This window comes from Nonomuraea turcica (assembly GCF_030718205.1).
Taxonomy (GTDB): Bacteria; Actinomycetota; Actinomycetes; order Streptosporangiales; family Streptosporangiaceae; genus Nonomuraea.
The window spans coordinates 198,042-214,926 of the sequence record NZ_JAUZQF010000010.1 but is presented as its reverse complement, the minus strand read 5'-3'; the positions used below and the strand labels follow the sequence as shown (position 1 = coordinate 214,926).

The window sequence follows — 16,885 nt, the reverse complement described above, 5'->3', positions numbered from 1 at the left end:
GTGAAGGCGCCTCCGTCCGAGACGGCGCCGGGAAAGGGGAGGAATCATGGAGACACCGCAGGCGCCGGCGCGGCCCGACCTCGTCGCGCTCAAGGAACGCCAGCGTTTGGGGTGGGAGTCCGGCGACTACGCACGCGTCGGCGTCACCTTGCAGCTCATGGCGGAACGCCTGGTGGAGGCGGCCGGCGTACGCGCCGGGCAGAGCATCCTGGACGTGGCCTGCGGCCAGGGCAACGCGGCCATGGCCGCAGCGCGGCGCTTCGCCGCCGCGACCGGCGTCGACTACGTGCCCGGCCTGCTCGACCAGGGCCGCGAGCGGGCGGCGGCCGAGCACCTGGAGGTGACCTTCACGGAAGGGGACGCGGAACAGCTGCCGTGCGCCGAGGCGTCCTACGACGTCACGCTCAGCACGGTCGGCGTGATGTTCGCGCCCGACCAGGAGCGGGCCGCGGCCGAGCTGCTGAGGGTGACGCGGCCGGGCGGGACGATCGGGCTGGCCAGTTGGACGCCTGACGGGCTGGTGGGGGTGCTCTTCCGGACGATCGGGACGTACGCGCCGCCCCCGCCGCAGGTCAGGTCCCCGATGTTGTGGGGCACACAGGGGCGGCTGCGGGAGCTGTTCGGGGACGAGGTCGAATGGGTCGCGCTCAAGACGCGGACGTTCGAGTTCTGCTATCGCTCGCCCGAGCACTTCGCGGAATGGTTCCTGGCGAACTACGGGCCGATCCACCGCCTGGCGGGCACCATGGACGAGGCCACGCGGGCACGTTTCGCCGCGGACCTGGCCGAGGTGCCCAAGAAGTTCAACCAGGCCGACGACGGGACCGTGCTGGCGGCCGGCGAATATCTGGAGGCCATCGGCATTCGCCGCTGACGCGCGTGCTCACCGTCCCCGGAGCTCGACCAGCGGGGGGCCGCCCGCTGGTCAGCCGTGGACGGCGACGGGGACGGTGCCGGCCGAAAATCCATGCGGGAAAGGAACCCAGCCATATATAACCTCCCGCCGCAGGGTGAAATTGATAAAATGTCACTCACGCGGTGCAGGAAGATCGATACATGGGTGCGCTCGCCATCGCCGGATCACAGGGCCCCGGCGGTGGAGTGGTCTTGGGGTTAGCGGGGCGTGAGGGAGGATTCGATGCCGAGCAGATCCCATCGGACCACGCTGGCCACCGTCGCCGCCTCGGCCGGTCTGTCCGTCGCCACCGTGTCCAAGGTGCTCAACGGTCGCAGCGACGTCGCACCGGCCACCCGGTCGCGGGTGCAGTCCTTGCTGGTGGAGCACGGCTACATCCCTCGCTTGTCGCACCGGAACCAGGCCGCGGGCTCGGCCACGGTCGAAGTGTGGGTGGACGGGAAACTCTCCGCCTACGCCACTGAGATCATCAAGGGTGCGATCGAGGCCGGCGACGAGTCGGAAGTGGCGGTCGTCGTCACGCACCTGAAGTCCGGCAACGACACTTCCTGGGTGCGCGACCTGGTCACGGCCGGGCGGCGAGCGATGATCACCCTCGCTTGTGAGCCGACCGCGGCCCACCTCGCCGCACTGTCCCTGGCTCAGCTCCCGGTGGTCGTCGTCGACCCGATGAACCCGCCGGTCACGCCCATGACCAGCGTCGGCTCCACCAACTTCGCCGGCGGCCTGTCCGCCACTCAGCATCTGCTGGCCCTCGGCCACCGCCGCATCGCCTACCTCGGCGGCCCCGCGGACGCGGCCTCCAACCAGGCGCGCATGCAGGGTTACCGGGCCGCGATGGAGACGGCGGGTGTGCCCGTACCCCCGGAATACGTGCGCACTGCGGGCTTCTGCTACCCCGACGGAGTCGGGGAGGCGATCGCGCTGCTCGACCTGCCGTCCCCGCCCACCGCCGTCTTCGCCGTCAGCGACGAGTGCGCCATCGCCGCCATGCAGGTCGCCAGGAACCGCGGCCTGCGCATTCCCGAAGACCTCAGCGTCGTGGGCTTCGACGACACCGAGATCGCCACCATGACCTCGCCCCAGCTGACGACCGTACGCCAGCCGCTGCGCGAGATGGGGATGGTCGCCCTGCGTACGGCGCTGCGCCTGGCCTCAGGCGAGAAGATCGAATCCCATCACATCGAACTCGCCACTGAACTGGTCATACGCGAGTCGAGCCTGGCCGCCTGACGACCGCCCGACCGGAAGACGACGTGCCGCGACCGCACACCCGCTTTGCATGGTCATGCATTGATGTGTATATACTTCTGCTCGTGTCCAAGGTACTCACCTCCCTCCCCGTCGGTGAACGTGTCGGGATCGCCTTCTCCGGCGGCCTCGACACCTCGGTAGCGGTCGCGTGGATGCGCGAGAAGGGTGCAGTGCCGTGCACCTACACCGCCGAGATCGGCCAATATGACGAGCCCGACATCGCCTCGGTGCCCGGCCGCGCCACGGCGTACGGCGCGGAGGTCGCCCGGCTGGTCGACTGCCGCGCGGCCCTCGTGGAAGAAGGGCTCGCGGCCCTGGCCTGCGGGGCGTTCCACATTCGCTCCGGCGGCCGCACCTACTTCAACACGACCCCGCTCGGGCGGGCCGTCACGGGCACGCTGCTGGTGCGCGCGATGCTCGAGGACGGCGTGCAGATCTGGGGCGACGGCTCCACTTTCAAGGGCAACGACATCGAGCGGTTCTACCGCTACGGCCTGCTCGCCAACCCCTCCCTGCGGATCTACAAGCCGTGGCTGGACGCCGACTTCGTCAGCGAGCTCGGCGGCCGCAAGGAGATGTCGGAGTGGCTGCTCACCCGCGACCTGCCCTACCGGGACAGCACGGAGAAGGCCTACTCCACGGACGCGAACCTCTGGGGCGCGACCCACGAGGCCAAGTCGCTCGAGCACCTCGACACGGGCGTTGAGATCGTCGAACCGATCATGGGCGTGCGGTTCTGGGACCCCGAGGTCGAGATCGCCGCCGAGGACGTCACGATCGGCTTCGAGCAGGGGCGGCCGGTGACCATCAACGGCAAGGAGTTCCCCTCTGCCGTCGAGCTCGTGCTGGAGGCCAACGCCATCGGCGGCCGGCACGGCCTGGGCATGTCCGACCAGATCGAAAACCGGATCATCGAGGCCAAGAGCCGGGGCATCTACGAGGCGCCGGGCATGGCGTTGCTGCACGCGGCCTACGAGCGGCTGGTCAACGCGATCCACAACGAGGACACCCTCGCCGCCTACCACGTCGAGGGCCGGCGACTGGGCAGGCTGCTGTACGAGGGCCGCTGGCTGGACCCGCAGGCGCTGATGGTGCGCGAGTCGCTGCAGCGCTGGGTCGGCACGGCGGTCACCGGCGAGGTGACCCTGCGGCTGCGGCGCGGTGAGGACTACTCCATTCTGGACACGTCCGGTCCTGCGTTCAGCTACCACCCGGACAAGCTCTCCATGGAGCGGACCGAGGACTCCGCCTTCGGGCCGGTCGACCGCATCGGCCAGTTGACCATGCGCAACCTCGACATCGCCGACTCCCGCGCCAAGCTGGAGCAATATGCCCGGCTGGGCATCGTCGGCAGCGCGCACCCGACGCTGATCGGCGCCGTGCCGGCGACCCCGACCGAGCTGATCGGCGCCATGCCGGAGGGCGGGGCCGAGGCGATCGCCTCCAGCGGCGAGATCCCCGGCGACGAGCTGCTCGACTCCGCCGCGATGGAGTCCGGCACCGACTGACCCCTAGGGGTGCTCACCCGCCCCTAGCAGCCGCCGCCCGAGGACACGTGCGGCCTCCTGGACTTCGGGGCACCGCACGATCCGGTACGCCGCCGGGATCGTCACGAGCTGCTCGGCGTACCACACAGGGTTGCTGGTGCTGCCGACCAGGCGGGTGGTCTCGGCGTCGAGCGGCTCGAGCCGTCCGAGGGCCCGGGGGAGGCACCGGGCCACCGCGTCGACGGGGGCGTCGATGACGACCTCGACGTCGTACTCCCATCCGACGGCGAGATGCTCCTCGAGCGTCGCGACCGGGTCGAGGTCGGCGGGTGGGCTGAAGTCGGCGTCGAGCACCTCCACGCCGCGCACCCGGTCGATCCGGTACGCCCGCCGGGCGTCCGCGACGTGGGACCAGCACAGCAGATACCACCGGCCGTGGCGGACGACCACCGCCCACGGGTCGACCTCGATGGCCCGCTCCTGCGACCCGGCCTCGGAACGGTAGCCGAGCCGCACCCGCCGATGGCTCGAGCAGGCCCGCACGAGCGTGGTCGTGATCGCCGGGTCAGGGCGGGCGGCGGCGCGGTCGGGGGCGGGCGCCGTGGTCCGGCGGACGGCCTCGGCCTGGGCGGCCACCGGGCCGGGGAGCGCCCGCATGATCTTGCCGAGCGCGTTGCCGACCGGGTCGGTGGGATCGCCGGCGTCGTGGTGGCCGTCGAGCACGGCCATGACCAGGCCGAGCGCCTCTTCCGCGGTGAACGTCAGGGGCGGCAGCCGCAGCCCGCGGCCGAGGCGGTAGCCGCCGTAGGGTCCGCGGACGGACTCGATCGGGATGCCGGCCTCGCGGAGGATGCCGACGTATCGCCGTGCGGCCCGCTCCGAGACGCCGAGCTTGTCGGCGATCCGGTCCGCGGTCATGCCCGGGCCGGCCTGGATCAGTTCGAGTGCCAGCAGTGCGCGTGCCGTGGGGCTCGCGTCGGGCTTCACGCCATCTCCGCAATCCGGTAGCAGAACGTCCGGAATGGAACCTAGCATGCGGGCCATGACCGAGGACACCCTTCACGAGCCGGCGATGACGGCAGAGCCCGCGCCGATCCCGGCCGAGCGGGTGACCATCGTCCCCGCCAACGAGGCGTCGTGGGACGACCTTGCCACGATCTTCGGCACCACCGACGCGGGCCGGTGCCAGTGCCAGCGGTTCAAGGTCGTCGGCTGGATCTGGCGTGACTCCACGCAAGAGGGGCGGACCGCGATGCTCCGCGCGCAGACCGCCTGCGGCGACCCGGACGCGGGGGCGACCAGCGGTCTGGTGGCCTACGTCGACGACGAGCCCGCGGGCTGGGTCGCGGTCGAGCCGCGGACGGCGTATCCCAAGCTGCGTACCTCTCGGGTCCCGTGGACCGGCCGTACCGAGGACAAGGACGACGACGGGGTCTGGGCGGTGACCTGCTTCGTGGTCCGCAGGGGCTACCGGGGCCGCGGCCTCACCTACCCCCTTGCTCAGGCCACGATCGACTTCGCCCGTGGGCACGGCGCCCGCGCGCTCGAGGCCTACCCGATGATCACCCAGCCGGGCAAGGAGATCACCTGGGGCGAGCTGCACGTGGGGGCACGTCAGGTCTTCGAGGACGCCGGGTTCAAGGAGGTCAGCCATCCCACGGTCCGGCGAGTGGTCATGCGGATCGACTTCGACCATGAGGACGGCAGGCGGGATGCTCCTTCGTCGTAACGGGACGGGGCACACGCCGCGCCACCGCTTTGGGCCCTGAGCAGGTGTGATTCCCAGGTGCCTGGGGAGCGGAAGGTCATGGGCAGGAATCTGGTGGAGATCATCCGGCAGATGGGGATGACGGATCCCCGCCTGCTGGCCGCGGTCGCCGCCACGCCGCGCGAGCACTTCGTGCCGCCGCGCTCGGCCGGGCGTGCCGAGCAGGACACGCCTATCCCCATCGGCCACGGGCAGCCCACCTCGCAGCCGTCCCTGGTCGCCCAGATGATCGACGCGCTGATGCTGACGGACGACGATACGGTGCTGGAGATCGGCACCGGGTACGGCTACCAGACCGCCCTGCTGGCGCACTTGGCCGACCGCGTGTACTCGGTGGAGCGCTACGCCGACCTGGCCGAACACGCACGGGCCAATCTCGCCGCGGTGGGCGTGACCAACGCCGAGGTGGTGGTCGGCGACGGCACCGCCGGCCTGCCCGAGCACGCTCCCTTCGACGCGGTCGTCGTCTCCGCCACGGCCGCCGAGGTGCCCGCCCCGCTGGCCGAGCAGCTCGTGGAGGGCGGCCGTCTGGTCATGCCCATCGCGGCGGGTGTGGCCGACCTCGTCACGCTGTTCACCAAGCGGCACGGCAGCCTGGAGCCGCAGCGAACCGTGACGCCCGCGCAGTTCGTCCCCCTCATCGGCGAACATGCCACTGAGTCGCCCTATCAAATTTGATGACATATCGCATTTGTCGGTCGGCAGCCGGGTTATTGCCGCAGGCGCGTACATACTCAGCCTTGCCAGGTCTATTACCGCGCTCGGGGCTAACGTGCCGAGATGGATCACATAGGGGGACATAAAGTAGGCGCTGCGGCAAGCGCGCTGGCCGTCACCGGCCTTACCTATACATTCACATCGATGTGGCAATTCGCGATCGCGCTCGGCGTCATCGTGGCGGGCGGTCTCGCCGTTCGCCTCTGTGCACCAGCCGTCGCAGCTGGTCGCGATCGACGCCCTGGCGTCCTACATCCGCACGGTCCGGTATCTCGTCGTCCGGCGCCCCGACATGAGCTATCGGCAGCAGCTGGTGAGGTTCGCGATGGCGCCGTTCTCGTCGGTCCCCGTCACGAAGGGAGACTGACTCGCCGGCAGGCGGGCGACTCTCAGCGCCCGGTGGACTCCGGCAGGAGCGGGGCGACGACGAACCTGGTCGTGGCCCACGCCACGTACAGGAGGGGCGAGCACAACACCAGGAGGCCGATCACCGGCTTGACCAGGATGACGGCCGCGGCCAGCACGAGCACGGCGATGCTGACTGCGGCCAGATACCAGCGCCGCGCCACCAGGTAAAGGCTGGGCCGCACGAGGTCGCGCAGTCGTACGGGCTCGTTCCTGGGCTCGGCCAGCAGCACCAGCGAGGCCCAGATCACGGCCGCGACCAGGGCCGCCGCCGTGGCGAAGAACGGCGCGAGCGCCGGCCCCCAGGTGGTGCGCGCCACGATGACGGCGTCCACGGTCAGCATGCTCACGGCTGCGGCGCCGGCCCCCCAGAGCAGCAGCGCGCGGGCGGCACAGCGGCGGTAGCCCCTCCAGAACGTGCGGAAGACGGCGGTCGAGCCGTCGCTCAGCGCGGCGAAGCAGCTGAACGCCCCGGCCAGCGCGGGCGCGCACAGCGACGACAGCACGGTGAAGAACGGCCACGACGCCAGCGGGTCCCGCACGATCGCGAGTGCCGCCAGGAGCGGCGCGCAGGCGACGGCGAGCAGGACGTTCGTCATGAGACCGACGTAAACGGTGGAGAAGACCTTCTCGTACGTCGCCTGTTCGGCCGGGCGGAGCAGACGGCGAACCGCAGAGCCGGCGTCGTGCCCGCTCATCCCTTCAGCCCGCTCGTCGCGATGCCGCGGATGAAGTAACGCTGCCCCACCAGGAAGATGACCAGGATCGGCAGCACCGACAGCACCGCGCCGGTCATCATCATCGCGTAGTCGGCGTCGTACTGCCCGACGAAGGAACGCAGCCCGAGCTGCACGGTCCACAGCTCGTTGTCCGTCAGGTAGATGAACGGCCCCATGTAGTCGTTCCACGTGTTGACGAAGGTGAGCAGCGCCAGGCTGGCGAGCGCCGGCTTGGACAGCGGCAGGATGATCCGCCAGTAGATGCCGTATTCGCTCAGCCCGTCGATCCGGGCCGCTTCGCACAGGTCGTCCGGGATGGACATGTAGTACTGGCGCATGAGGAACACGCCGAACGCGCCGAACGCCTGCAGCAGGATGATCGCCCAGTAGGTGTTCGTCAGTTCGGCCTGCTGCATCATGATGTACTGCGGCACCATGTACGCCTGCCACGGCACGGCGATGGTGGCGATGTAGGCGAGGAACAACGCGTCCCGGCCGGGGAAGCGCACCTTGGAGAACCCGTAGGCCGCGAAGCTCCCGGTGAGCAGCTGCAGCAGCGTGATCGTCAGGGACAGGAACGCCGAGTTGCCCAGGTAGGTCAGCAGCGGGATGCGGTCCCAGATCTCCACGAAGTTCGACCAGCGCAGCTCCTGCGGGATCCACTGCATGGGGATCGCGAAGACCTCGTTGTCCCGCTTCAGCGAGGACGACACCATCCAGGCGAAGGGCACGAGCACGATCAGCGTGACGACGGTGAGCGAGAGGTAGGCCAGCGCCTTGCGGATGGGGCTCCCGCCGGAGCGGTCCCCGTCCTCGGGTGCTGCCGGCGGGCGTGGCCGGGCGGCGGCCGGGGGAGCATCGTGCAGCGCGGTCATCGGGCGCTCCTCCGCTCGTTGATACGGAACTGGACGACGGTGACGGTGAGCACGATGACGAACAGCACCAGGGCGACCGCCGAGGAGTAGCCGAACTTTCCTTCGGTGATGCCTTCCCGGTAGACGAGCTGGGCCAGCACCAGCGTGCTGCGGCCCGGGCCGCCGTCGGTCATGACCACGATGAGGTCGAGGACCTTGAAACTCTGGATCGTCAGCATGACGATGACGAAGAACGTCGTGGGCCGCAGGCACGGCAGCGTGATGTTCCAGAACCGCTGCCAGGCGCTCGCGCCGTCCACGCGCGCCGCCTCGTAATACTCCTTGGGGATGGTCTGCAGCCCGGCCAGGTAGAGCACCATGTAGTACCCCATGTCCCGCCACACGCTGGTGATGATCACGGACGGCATCGCCCAGTCCGTGCTGGCCACCCACTTGGGCGGGTTCGCCACGCCGAGCGCTTCGAGGACCTGGTTGATCGGCCCCGCCGTCGGGTTGAACAACGTGTTCCACACGATCGCCACGGCGACCAGCGAGGTGATGTACGGGAAGAACGCCGCGGTGCGGAAGAACGCCACCCCGCGCAGTTTCCGGTTGAGCGCGATGGCCAGGCCGAGCGCCGCCACCAGCGTCAACGGGATGTGGCCCGCGGCGTAGTAGAGCGTGTTGCGTAGGGCGACGTGGAAGTTCTCATCCGCCCACAGCTGCTGGAAGTTCTCCAGCCCCACCCACTCCGGCGTGCTGTAGGAGTCCCAGTCCAGGAACGCCAGGGCGAAGGCCGCGAGCATCGGCAGAAGCGTGAACAGGGCGAAGCCGACGAAGTTCGGGAGGATGAAGCTCCACCCGACGAGGATGTCGCGCCAGGCCCGCCGGCGGTGAGGCGGGGCGGTGGGCGCCGGTGGTGTTGCAACGTGAGCCATGGCCATCCTTCTCCTGCAGGACCTGCGGCGACACGTGGCGGGCTTGGAGGTCTCCAGGCCCGCCCGGGCCGGTCCTTAGTTGAGCACTTCGCTCTTGACGCGCTCGTTCATCGACTTGATGCCGTCGGCGACCGACTTGTCGCCGACCATGATGAGCTCGTGCTCCTCCTTGAGGATGGTGTCGATGTCGGAGGTGTTCTCGCTGACCGGCATCTCGAGATTGACCTTGTCCGGCTCGAACGCCTTCTTGGACACCTCGTCAGTGGGCATGCCGTCGAGCGCGAAGTAGGCGCTGGTGATCTCCGGGCTCTGCAGCGCCGGCACCACGCCCACCTTGCTGATCGCCTCGGCGCCCGCCTTGCCGGCCGCGAACTGCACGAACTTCTTGGCGGCGTCAGCGTGCTCGGCCTTCTTGTTGACGGCGAAGGCGGTCGGCGAGCCGAAGGTCGTCACCCCCGAGCCGCCCGGGCGCTGCGGCATCGGGGCCAGCGCCCACTCGACGTCGGTCTTGCCGTTCTTCTTGGCGTCCAAGAGGGCGGAGATGTACCAGGTGCCCATGGGCAGCATGGCCGTGGCCCCGGTCTCGAACAGCGTCTTGTAGTCCGACTTCTGCGCGGTCGCGGTGCCGAAGTCGAGGGTCGAGCCGGACTTCTGCACCCCGAGTGCCACGTTGTACTGGTCGGTGAAGAAGGAGTATTCGCCGCTGAGCTGGTCGCCGCCGGTCTGGGCCGCGGAGATGGCCTGCACCACCGACCGCCAGGTGTGGTGGTAGGTGCCGTAGACCTTCTTGCCGCCTTCGTCCTTGGTGAGCTGCTGCGCGAGCTTGGCGTACTCGTCCCAGGTCAGGGTCTCGGGAGCCTTGACGCCGGCCTTGTCGAAGTACGTCTTGTTGTAATAGAGCAGCCAGAAGTCCTGCCGGTACGGCAGCGCGAAGTACTTCTCACCGACGTTGAACGCGTCCAGGCCCGCCAGGTTCGCGGCGTCGCCCGACTTGGCCAGGTCGGTGAGCTCCTGGAGCTGCCCGCGGCTGGAGTAACGCGAGTAGTCGGTGACGTTCTTCATCGTGATCACGTCGGTCTTGTCACCACCGGCGAGCATCGTGGTGACCTTCTCGGCGTAGTCGTCGGCGAGGATGTCCACCGGCTTGATCTTGATGCCGGGGTTCGCCGCCTCGAAGGCGTCAAAGAGCGCCTTGAACTCGGGGGTCTTGGCCATGTTCCACACCGTGACGCTCAGCGTGACGTTTCCGTCGCCGCCGCTCGCGGGCTCCGACGACCCGCCGCAGGCGGTGAGCGCGAGCGAAAGCGCGGCGGCGGCGCTCAGCGTCCTCACGAGGGGGTGGCGCACCCTTGCTGGCGTGTTCGAAGCGGTCATTTGCTCCGGTCTCCTTTCGATTGAGCCGGTCTCAGGGCTCAGGCGCTCACCATGAAGTCGTCGGGGGTCACGGCCGCGCGGGGCGGCTGACCGGACAGGTAGCGTTCGAGCTCGTCGAGCGCGCTCTCACTCATCCGCCGGGTCTCCGATCCCAGAGATCCGGCGATGTGGGGGGTGATCATGACATTGGGCAGGTCGTACAGCAGTGAGGTGGCGGGCAGGGGCTCGGGGTCGGTGACGTCGAGGATCGCGTCGAGCCGGCCTTGGGCGCACTCCCGCTCCAGGGCCGCGGTGTCCAGGACGGCGCCGCGCGCGGTGTTGATGATGGTGGTCCCGTCACGCAGCAGGGCGAGTTCGGGCGCTCCGATGAGGTGCTGGGTGGACGGCAGCTCCGGGACGTGCAGCGTGAGCACGTCACAACGCGGCAGCAACTCGGGCAGCGGGAGCAGCCGGGCGCCCAGCGCGCTCACCGCGGCCGGGTCGGCATAGGGATCGGCGACGAGGACGTCCACCTCCAGACTGCGGAGCCGGTCGACGACCCGGCGCCCCACCCGGGAGAAGCCGACGACGCCGATCGTGCGCCCGCGGTTGGTCAGCTCCCCGCGACCGGCGGAGTAGGACCAGTCCGCGCGCAGCCGGCGGGCGTCCTGGGCGAGGAACGGAGCCTTCTTCCCGGCGAAGATCACCGCCGCAAGGGTGAACTCGGCCACCGGGATCGCGTTCTCGTCGGCGGCGTTGGTGACGAGGATCCCGCGCCGCCACACCTCGTCGGTGACGAACGTGCGGACCGTGCCCGCGCAGTGAAAGATCGCCCGCAGCCGTGGCGCGTCGGCCAGCCGCTCGGTCGTCAGCGGCGGGCAGCCCCACGAAGTCACCAGCACCTCGACGTCGCGCAACCGGCGGCGCACGGAGGGTGCGTCGAGGTCCGCGGTCACGATCGGATCGCCCACCTCGACCAGGTCGTGCAACCGGCGAAGCTGCGGCTCGTGGAACTGCACGCTGAACTTCGCGGGGTCCATGACCAGCAGGGCAGGGGGTCGTCTCACCAGTGTCCTTCCGGGCAAGCGCTTACCAGTGCCGCTGATCATGTCTGATCATTACAATCACGTCAATACCTCGTTAATCAGAACGATCACGTTATCTGATCGATATTGATCGGTCTCGTACCAAAGAGCGTTCGGCATGGTACGAAACGGAGACGTTAACGTGCGCGATCACGGCCAGGAGGACCCATGCTCATGCTGCGGGAGTTCGACGACCTGCGGCTCTCGCCCCACACCGGATGGACCAGGAACCACTGGGCGGCACTCGCCGACCATCTCCTCCTGTCCGCCCGGCGGTACGCCTCGGCGTCCCATGCCCGGATCTCCTTCCCCGGCCCGCCGGGCGGGTACGGGCCCGACGTCGACGCGCTGGAAGGCTTCGCGCGCACGTTCCTGGCGGCCGGGTTCCGGGTCGCGGGCGAGGGCGGGCATGATCCGCTCGGCCTGATGGAGTGGTACGCGCAGGGCCTTGCCACCGGCACGGACCCCCGCTCACCCGAGCGCTGGGTGCGCCTCGACGAGCACGGCCAGGCGAAGGTCGAGGCCGCGTCCCTCGCACTGGTGCTCCACCTGACGAGGCCGTGGTTGTGGGACCGGCTCGACCCGATCGTGCAGGAGCAGGTCGTCGACTACCTCGCGCCCGCGATCGGCTCGGACTACCCGCCGATCAACTGGATCTGGTTCCAGATCGTGGTCGAGCAGTTCCTCGCCTCCGTCGGGGGTCCCTTCGAGCGCAAGGACATCGAGGAAGGCCTCGCGTTCACCGACGGCTTCGCCAGGGAGGATGGCTGGTACGCCGACGGCGCCGAGCGCGCCTATGACCATTACGCCGGATGGGCGCTGCAGTTCTATCCGCTGATGTGGAGCGAGATGGCGGCCGGGGATCCGGCGGCGGATTCACGGCGACCGCTCTACCTGGAGCGGCTCGAACGCTACCTGCACGACGCCGTCCACCTCGTCGGCGCGGACGGATCCCCGCTGGTCCAGGGACGCAGCCTGACCTACCGGTTCGCCGCCGCCACCCAGTTCTGGACCGGCGCCCGGGCGGGGATCGCCACGCCGGGCCCCGGGTTGCTGCGCCGCGCCGCCTCCGGCATCGCCCGCCACTTCACCGAACGCGGGGCGCCGGACGAGGACGGAGTCCTGACCCTGGGCTGGCACGGAGCCTGGCCCCCGATCGCCCAGTCCTACTCCGGGCCCGGCTCGCCGTACTGGGCGGCCAAGGGCTTCTTCGGCCTGTCCCTGCCTGCCGACCATCCGGTGTGGACGGCCGTGGAGGAGCCGCTGCCGATCGAGTCCGGCGACTACCAGCGAGTCGTCCGCGCGCCGGGCTGGCTGGTCAGCGGCACCCGGGGCGACGGCGTCGTACGGGTGATCAACCACGGCACCGACCACTCCCACCCGGGGACGCACCTGACCGACTCGCCCCTGTACGCGCGGCTGGGCTATTCGACTGCCACCTCGCCCGCGCTCGCAGGTGAGCACGCCGCCGACCCCTTCGACCAGTCGGTCGTGCTCCTGGACGAGGACGGGCGGCCGAGCCACCGCACGGGATTCGAGACACTCCTCCTCGACCGCCTCCCCTCGGGAACGGCGATCGGGGCCTCACGCTGGCAGGCCCACTGGGTCACCCCGGAGGGCGAGGCTCGCGGGGACCACGGTTACGGGCGGCCAGGGACGGTACGCCTGGGGCCGTGGCTGGAGCTGCTCTCCGCCGTGCGCGGGCCCTGGGAGCTGCGCCTGGTCCGGGTGCGGGCCACCGGGGTGGAGCCCGGCCGGCTGCGTGTCGGCGGATGGCCGCTCCCCGCCGCCGACCCCGTCCAGGGCGACCTGCCCGCCGTGTCGAACGGCACCATGCACGCGCGCGTCATGGCGGGACCAGGGCTGGACCTGTGCGGTGTGCTCTCCGCCCAGGACTGCTCGCCGCTCGCACCGTGGACGCTCGTGCCCTGGTGCGCCACCACCGCGCCGGCGCGGCCGGACATCTGGTACGACGTGGCGGTGTTCCTCGGTGGTCAGGAGCCGGACCGGTCGCCGGTCCTGTCCTGGGACGGCCCGGCGCTCGCCCGTGTGACCTGGCCGGACGGGACGGACGACCTCCTGGACACGTCCGTCGCGCCCAGCGGACCGTGAACGCTACGACCCCGAGGACGAGCGCACGATCAGGCGTGGCATGCTCATGACGCCGAGGACGAGCGCACGATCAGGCGTGGCATGCTCATGACGCCGAGGACGAGCGCACGATCAGGCGTGGCTCGATGACCATGCGGTGGGTGGGGCGCTCCGGGTCGGTCAGGCGCTCGGCGAGCAGCCCGAAGGCCGCCCGCCCGATGGCCGTCTTGGGCGGGCGGACAGCGGTCAACGGCGGGTCGCACAACTCGGCCACCTCGTCGTCGTAGGTCACGATGGCGAGATCGCCGGGCACGCGGATGCCGCGCTCCTGGCAACGTTCGACCAGGTCGATCGCCTCCGGGTCCGAGTGGATGAGCAGCGCCGTCGTCCCAGAGTCGACGCATTGGTCGATCACATTCTCGACCGTCCTGGGCCACTCGGGATGGAACTGATCGACCGTGTTGAAGTCCAGGGTGTCGTCCAGCGGCAGGCCGAACTCCTCGCACGCCTGCCGCCAGCCGCGCCGCACGTGCGGGCTGGTGGGGCTCCGGATGGTGGTGACCAGCCCGACCCGCCGGTGGCCGAGCTCGACCAGGTGCCGCACGGCCATCCCGGCTCCGAGCGCATGATCGCTGACCACCGACTCCATCGCCTCGTGGTAAGAACCGGAGGCGGCGGTGCGCTCGATGAGCACCATGGGCATGTCGGCTTCCTGCAGCCACCGCACCAGCTCCTTCCCTTCGTCGCCGGTCGTGGTGGGCGCGACCAGGAGGCCGTCCACGCCCACCGCCTCGACCAGCCGGGAGAGGTGGCGGCGCTCGTCGGTGGCCCGGTAGGTGGCGCCACGCAGGATGACGCGTGCGCCGGCCGCCGCGGCGGCTTCACGGACCCCGCGGATCACGTCCGGCCAGTAATAGTTCAACGACGGCACTACCATGCCGATCGTGACCTGCGGCTCCTCCGCGTGGGCCGCGTCGGGCGCCCGCGAGTCCTCCGGTTCCGTGGCGCCGGCGAGCGTCTCGGCCACCGGCCCGTCGTGGAGCACGGCGCCGCCGCGTACCCGGCGGATGAGTCCCTGGGACGAGAGCAGCGCGATGTCGCGCCGGATCGTGATGGCCGAGACGTCCAGCTCGGTCGCCAACTCGCTGACGCGCACCACGCCGCGTCGGCGCAGCAACTCCACCATCTGGGCGCGGCGCTCGTCCGGCAGCGCTCCCGGCGAATCGGACACGGTCATTCCCCCACCCCCACGCGGACCTCGAAAGCGCCCCGCGCCGTGCCGGGCAGGCGCAGCTCCAGCCTGGTCAGCCGCTCGCCCCACACCTCGGAGAGCATGGGGTCCTCCAGCATGCGGACGGTGAGCACGGCCGCCGCGACCTCAGGGTCCCACGCGAGGCGCACCGCCCGCGCGCCGTCCGGCGGCCGGACGACGACCTGCCCGGCGGACGGCTGCTCCACTTGCCCGTTCAGCAGGAAATGCAGCACGCTCGGGTCGCCGTCCCCGGTGAAGCTCCAGGAGTCCCCGATCGTCACGCGTGACGCGCGCCGATCGAGCGACGCCGTCCGCCACCAACGCTCGAGCTCGGGTACGGGGTAGGCGGCGGCCAGGTCCAGCCGCACCTCGAACCGGCCGGGCTCGTCCACCACCTGCACGTCGCGGGCCCGGAACCCGTGCCCCTGCCCCTGCGCGGCGCCCCGCACCTCGGGAACGTTGTGCCAGGTGCTCTGCATCGTCCAGATCGCATAACGGTCCGGCCCGAACGTCTGCGCCGTGTACGTCGGCCGCCCCGCGTCGACCAGCACGGGAACCCCGTCCACGGCGACGACCACGGACCCGACGTCGTTGTGGTTGTGGTGCTCCCCGTTGTGCCCGCCCTTGACCGCGAGCGCGAGACCGCGCGCCGTCCCGCCCGCCGTACGCGCGAGGCCGACCTGCGTCCCCGGCAGCCAGACCCCGGCCACGAGAGGCGGCTCGCCGCGCTCGGCGTGCTGCCACGCGTCATCGGCCAGCTCGCAGAGCGCCCGCCCGAGCTCGGCGGAGGCGCGGATCCCCGGCGTACGCTGCGACTCCGCGTGCCGGCGGGCGTCCACTTCGCCGAGCCGGCGAGCCCAGCGGTGCAGCACCTGCCACGGCCGGTCGGCCGGCGGCCGAGCCCGCGCGTCGGCGAGGTTCAGATACCACGGCCCGCCCAGATGCATGCGGTGCGGGAACCGGACCGTCTCCCGCACGACCGGGACGTCCGCCGCGTCGAGCCGCCCCGACGTGGCGTGCTCCAGGAGGTCGAGCGCCTCGAGCGCCCGGCATGCCCCGTTCCACCAGTATTCATAACCTTCATCGACGGAGCCGTCGGCCGGCAGCGCCGTGAGGTAACGATCGAGGCCCGCCACCGCCCAGGCGACCTGGCAGGCCCGCTCCCACCCAGGCTCGGCCAGGCGCAGCGCGGCGACGAGCACGTTGCCGCAGATCCACGGGCACCAGTTGTGCACATCGCCGTCCAGGCCCAGCCAGTGCCAGTCGCGCCGCTGGACGAACGGGTCGAGCACCCGCACGCGCACTTCCGCCCGCACGCGTTCGCGCAACCCGGGATAGCGCTCCGCCAGCCGGTCGCCGAGAGCCTGGTCGGCCCACGCCAGCTGGGCGGCGACGTCGGCGGCGCCGAGGTCGAGGCAGGGTGTCGCCACATCGGGCAGGACCGTGCCACGGGGCCGGCAGGTGTCCTCGTGCGCCGGCCAGCACCACGAGCTCTGCTCACACAACTGCACGATCCCGTCGGCGGCCTCGTCCAGCCACTTCTGCTCACCGCCCGCCTCGCCGCTCGCCGCCATGAGCACTGCCCGGGTCAGCCGGTCCTGGCGCTCGAACACCTGGCTCTCGTAGCGGGTGCGGTTGCCGTCACGGAAGTAACGCGCGTACTGCGAGGCCAGCGGCTGCGGCCAGGGCGTGCCCAGCTCTGCCTCCGCCCGCTCCCGTACGGCGGCCAGCGCGCCGGACCTGCGGATCTGATCCCAGGCGGCGTCCCCCGCCGGTGGGACCGGCAGCGCCGCCTCAGCCGGCAGCAGGCTGCGGACCAGGGCCTCCGGCGACATCGCGGCCCCCCAGACGGTACGCAGAGGACCGACCGCCCCGTCTTCCGCCGGTCCGCTCTCCGTCCGCCAGCCCGCGGAGCCGGTTGCAGTGTTCGTCATGGTCCTCCTCGCGACGCCCCCATAGTAGCGATCGAAAGTGATCGAAGTTGAATCAAATTAGGCTTTCCTGGGCCTATTGATCGGAACGCCGCTCGCGAGCGGGCGTTCGGCG

Annotated in this window: 15 protein-coding genes; 7 read left to right on the top strand and 8 right to left on the bottom strand. The window is 70.4% G+C overall.

What is annotated here, in order from left to right; translation table 11 throughout:
• Nucleotides 1–46: 46 nt before the first annotated feature.
• The 3 genes from Q9G87_RS26310 to argG all read left to right on the top strand — a co-directional run bounded on the left by Q9G87_RS26310 (nt 47) and on the right by argG (nt 3,678).
• Nucleotides 47–874, top strand: coding sequence for a class I SAM-dependent methyltransferase (locus Q9G87_RS26310; protein ID WP_305919139.1), 828 nt, complete (start codon nt 47–49; stop codon nt 872–874).
• Nucleotides 875–1,138: 264 nt separating this feature from the next.
• Nucleotides 1,139–2,149 carry a LacI family DNA-binding transcriptional regulator gene (locus tag Q9G87_RS26305; RefSeq protein ID WP_305919138.1) on the top strand — a complete coding sequence of 337 codons (1,011 nt, stop codon included), beginning with the start codon at nt 1,139–1,141 and terminating at the stop codon, nt 2,147–2,149.
• A gap of 83 nt (nt 2,150–2,232) precedes the next feature.
• Nucleotides 2,233–3,678, top strand: coding sequence for an argininosuccinate synthase (gene argG / locus Q9G87_RS26300; RefSeq protein WP_305919137.1), 1,446 nt, complete (start codon nt 2,233–2,235; stop codon nt 3,676–3,678).
• Nucleotides 3,679–3,681: 3 nt separating this feature from the next.
• On the opposite strand, the gene Q9G87_RS26295 is transcribed toward argG, so the two are convergent.
• A complete protein-coding gene (locus tag Q9G87_RS26295; protein WP_305919136.1) occupies nt 3,682–4,644 on the bottom strand; it encodes a helix-turn-helix transcriptional regulator in 963 nt (320 codons plus the stop codon).
• 55 nt (nt 4,645–4,699) lie between these two features.
• Between Q9G87_RS26295 and Q9G87_RS26290 the strand changes: the two genes are divergently transcribed.
• The 3 genes from Q9G87_RS26290 to Q9G87_RS26280 all read left to right on the top strand — a co-directional run bounded on the left by Q9G87_RS26290 (nt 4,700) and on the right by Q9G87_RS26280 (nt 6,509).
• On the top strand, nt 4,700–5,386 hold the full coding sequence (locus Q9G87_RS26290) for a GNAT family N-acetyltransferase (protein WP_305919135.1): 687 nt from the start codon (nt 4,700–4,702) through the stop codon (nt 5,384–5,386).
• Nucleotides 5,387–5,464: 78 nt separating this feature from the next.
• Nucleotides 5,465–6,103 (top strand): protein-L-isoaspartate(D-aspartate) O-methyltransferase, encoded by a 639-nt coding sequence (locus tag Q9G87_RS26285; protein ID WP_305919134.1) that lies wholly within the window; start codon nt 5,465–5,467, stop codon nt 6,101–6,103.
• A 244-nt stretch (nt 6,104–6,347) separates the two neighbouring features.
• Nucleotides 6,348–6,509, top strand: coding sequence for a hypothetical protein (locus Q9G87_RS26280; RefSeq protein WP_305919133.1), 162 nt, complete (start codon nt 6,348–6,350; stop codon nt 6,507–6,509).
• 22 nt (nt 6,510–6,531) lie between these two features.
• Here the strand turns inward: Q9G87_RS26280 and Q9G87_RS26275 are convergent, their stop codons facing one another.
• The 5 genes from Q9G87_RS26275 to Q9G87_RS26255 all read right to left on the bottom strand — a co-directional run bounded on the left by Q9G87_RS26275 (nt 6,532) and on the right by Q9G87_RS26255 (nt 11,478).
• Nucleotides 6,532–7,245, bottom strand: coding sequence for a hypothetical protein (locus Q9G87_RS26275; RefSeq protein WP_305919132.1), 714 nt, complete (start codon nt 7,243–7,245; stop codon nt 6,532–6,534).
• On the bottom strand, nt 7,242–8,141 hold the full coding sequence (locus Q9G87_RS26270; protein ID WP_305919131.1) for a carbohydrate ABC transporter permease: 900 nt from the start codon (nt 8,139–8,141) through the stop codon (nt 7,242–7,244). The genes Q9G87_RS26275 and Q9G87_RS26270 overlap by 4 nt, the downstream gene beginning before the upstream one ends.
• A complete protein-coding gene (locus Q9G87_RS26265) occupies nt 8,138–9,058 on the bottom strand; it encodes a carbohydrate ABC transporter permease (RefSeq protein WP_305919130.1) in 921 nt (306 codons plus the stop codon). The genes Q9G87_RS26270 and Q9G87_RS26265 overlap by 4 nt, the downstream gene beginning before the upstream one ends.
• Before the next feature lie 75 nt (nt 9,059–9,133).
• Entirely contained in the window at nt 9,134–10,390 is a 1,257-nt protein-coding gene (locus Q9G87_RS26260) for an ABC transporter substrate-binding protein (protein WP_305919129.1), read from the bottom strand.
• A gap of 80 nt (nt 10,391–10,470) precedes the next feature.
• Entirely contained in the window at nt 10,471–11,478 is a 1,008-nt protein-coding gene (locus tag Q9G87_RS26255; protein WP_305919128.1) for a hydroxyacid dehydrogenase, read from the bottom strand.
• A 186-nt stretch (nt 11,479–11,664) separates the two neighbouring features.
• Between Q9G87_RS26255 and Q9G87_RS26250 the strand changes: the two genes are divergently transcribed.
• Nucleotides 11,665–13,608 (top strand): DUF2264 domain-containing protein, encoded by a 1,944-nt coding sequence (locus Q9G87_RS26250; RefSeq protein ID WP_305919127.1) that lies wholly within the window; start codon nt 11,665–11,667, stop codon nt 13,606–13,608.
• An 85-nt stretch (nt 13,609–13,693) separates the two neighbouring features.
• On the opposite strand, the gene Q9G87_RS26245 is transcribed toward Q9G87_RS26250, so the two are convergent.
• Both Q9G87_RS26245 and Q9G87_RS26240 read right to left on the bottom strand, forming a co-directional pair.
• Nucleotides 13,694–14,824 carry a substrate-binding domain-containing protein gene (locus Q9G87_RS26245; RefSeq protein WP_305919126.1) on the bottom strand — a complete coding sequence of 377 codons (1,131 nt, stop codon included), beginning with the start codon at nt 14,822–14,824 and terminating at the stop codon, nt 13,694–13,696.
• Nucleotides 14,821–16,773, bottom strand: a complete 1,953-nt coding sequence (locus tag Q9G87_RS26240; RefSeq protein WP_305919125.1) for a heparinase II/III domain-containing protein — start codon at nt 16,771–16,773, stop codon at nt 14,821–14,823. Before Q9G87_RS26240 ends, Q9G87_RS26245 begins: the two co-directional genes overlap by 4 nt.
• Between the last annotated feature and the right edge of the window lie 112 nt (nt 16,774–16,885).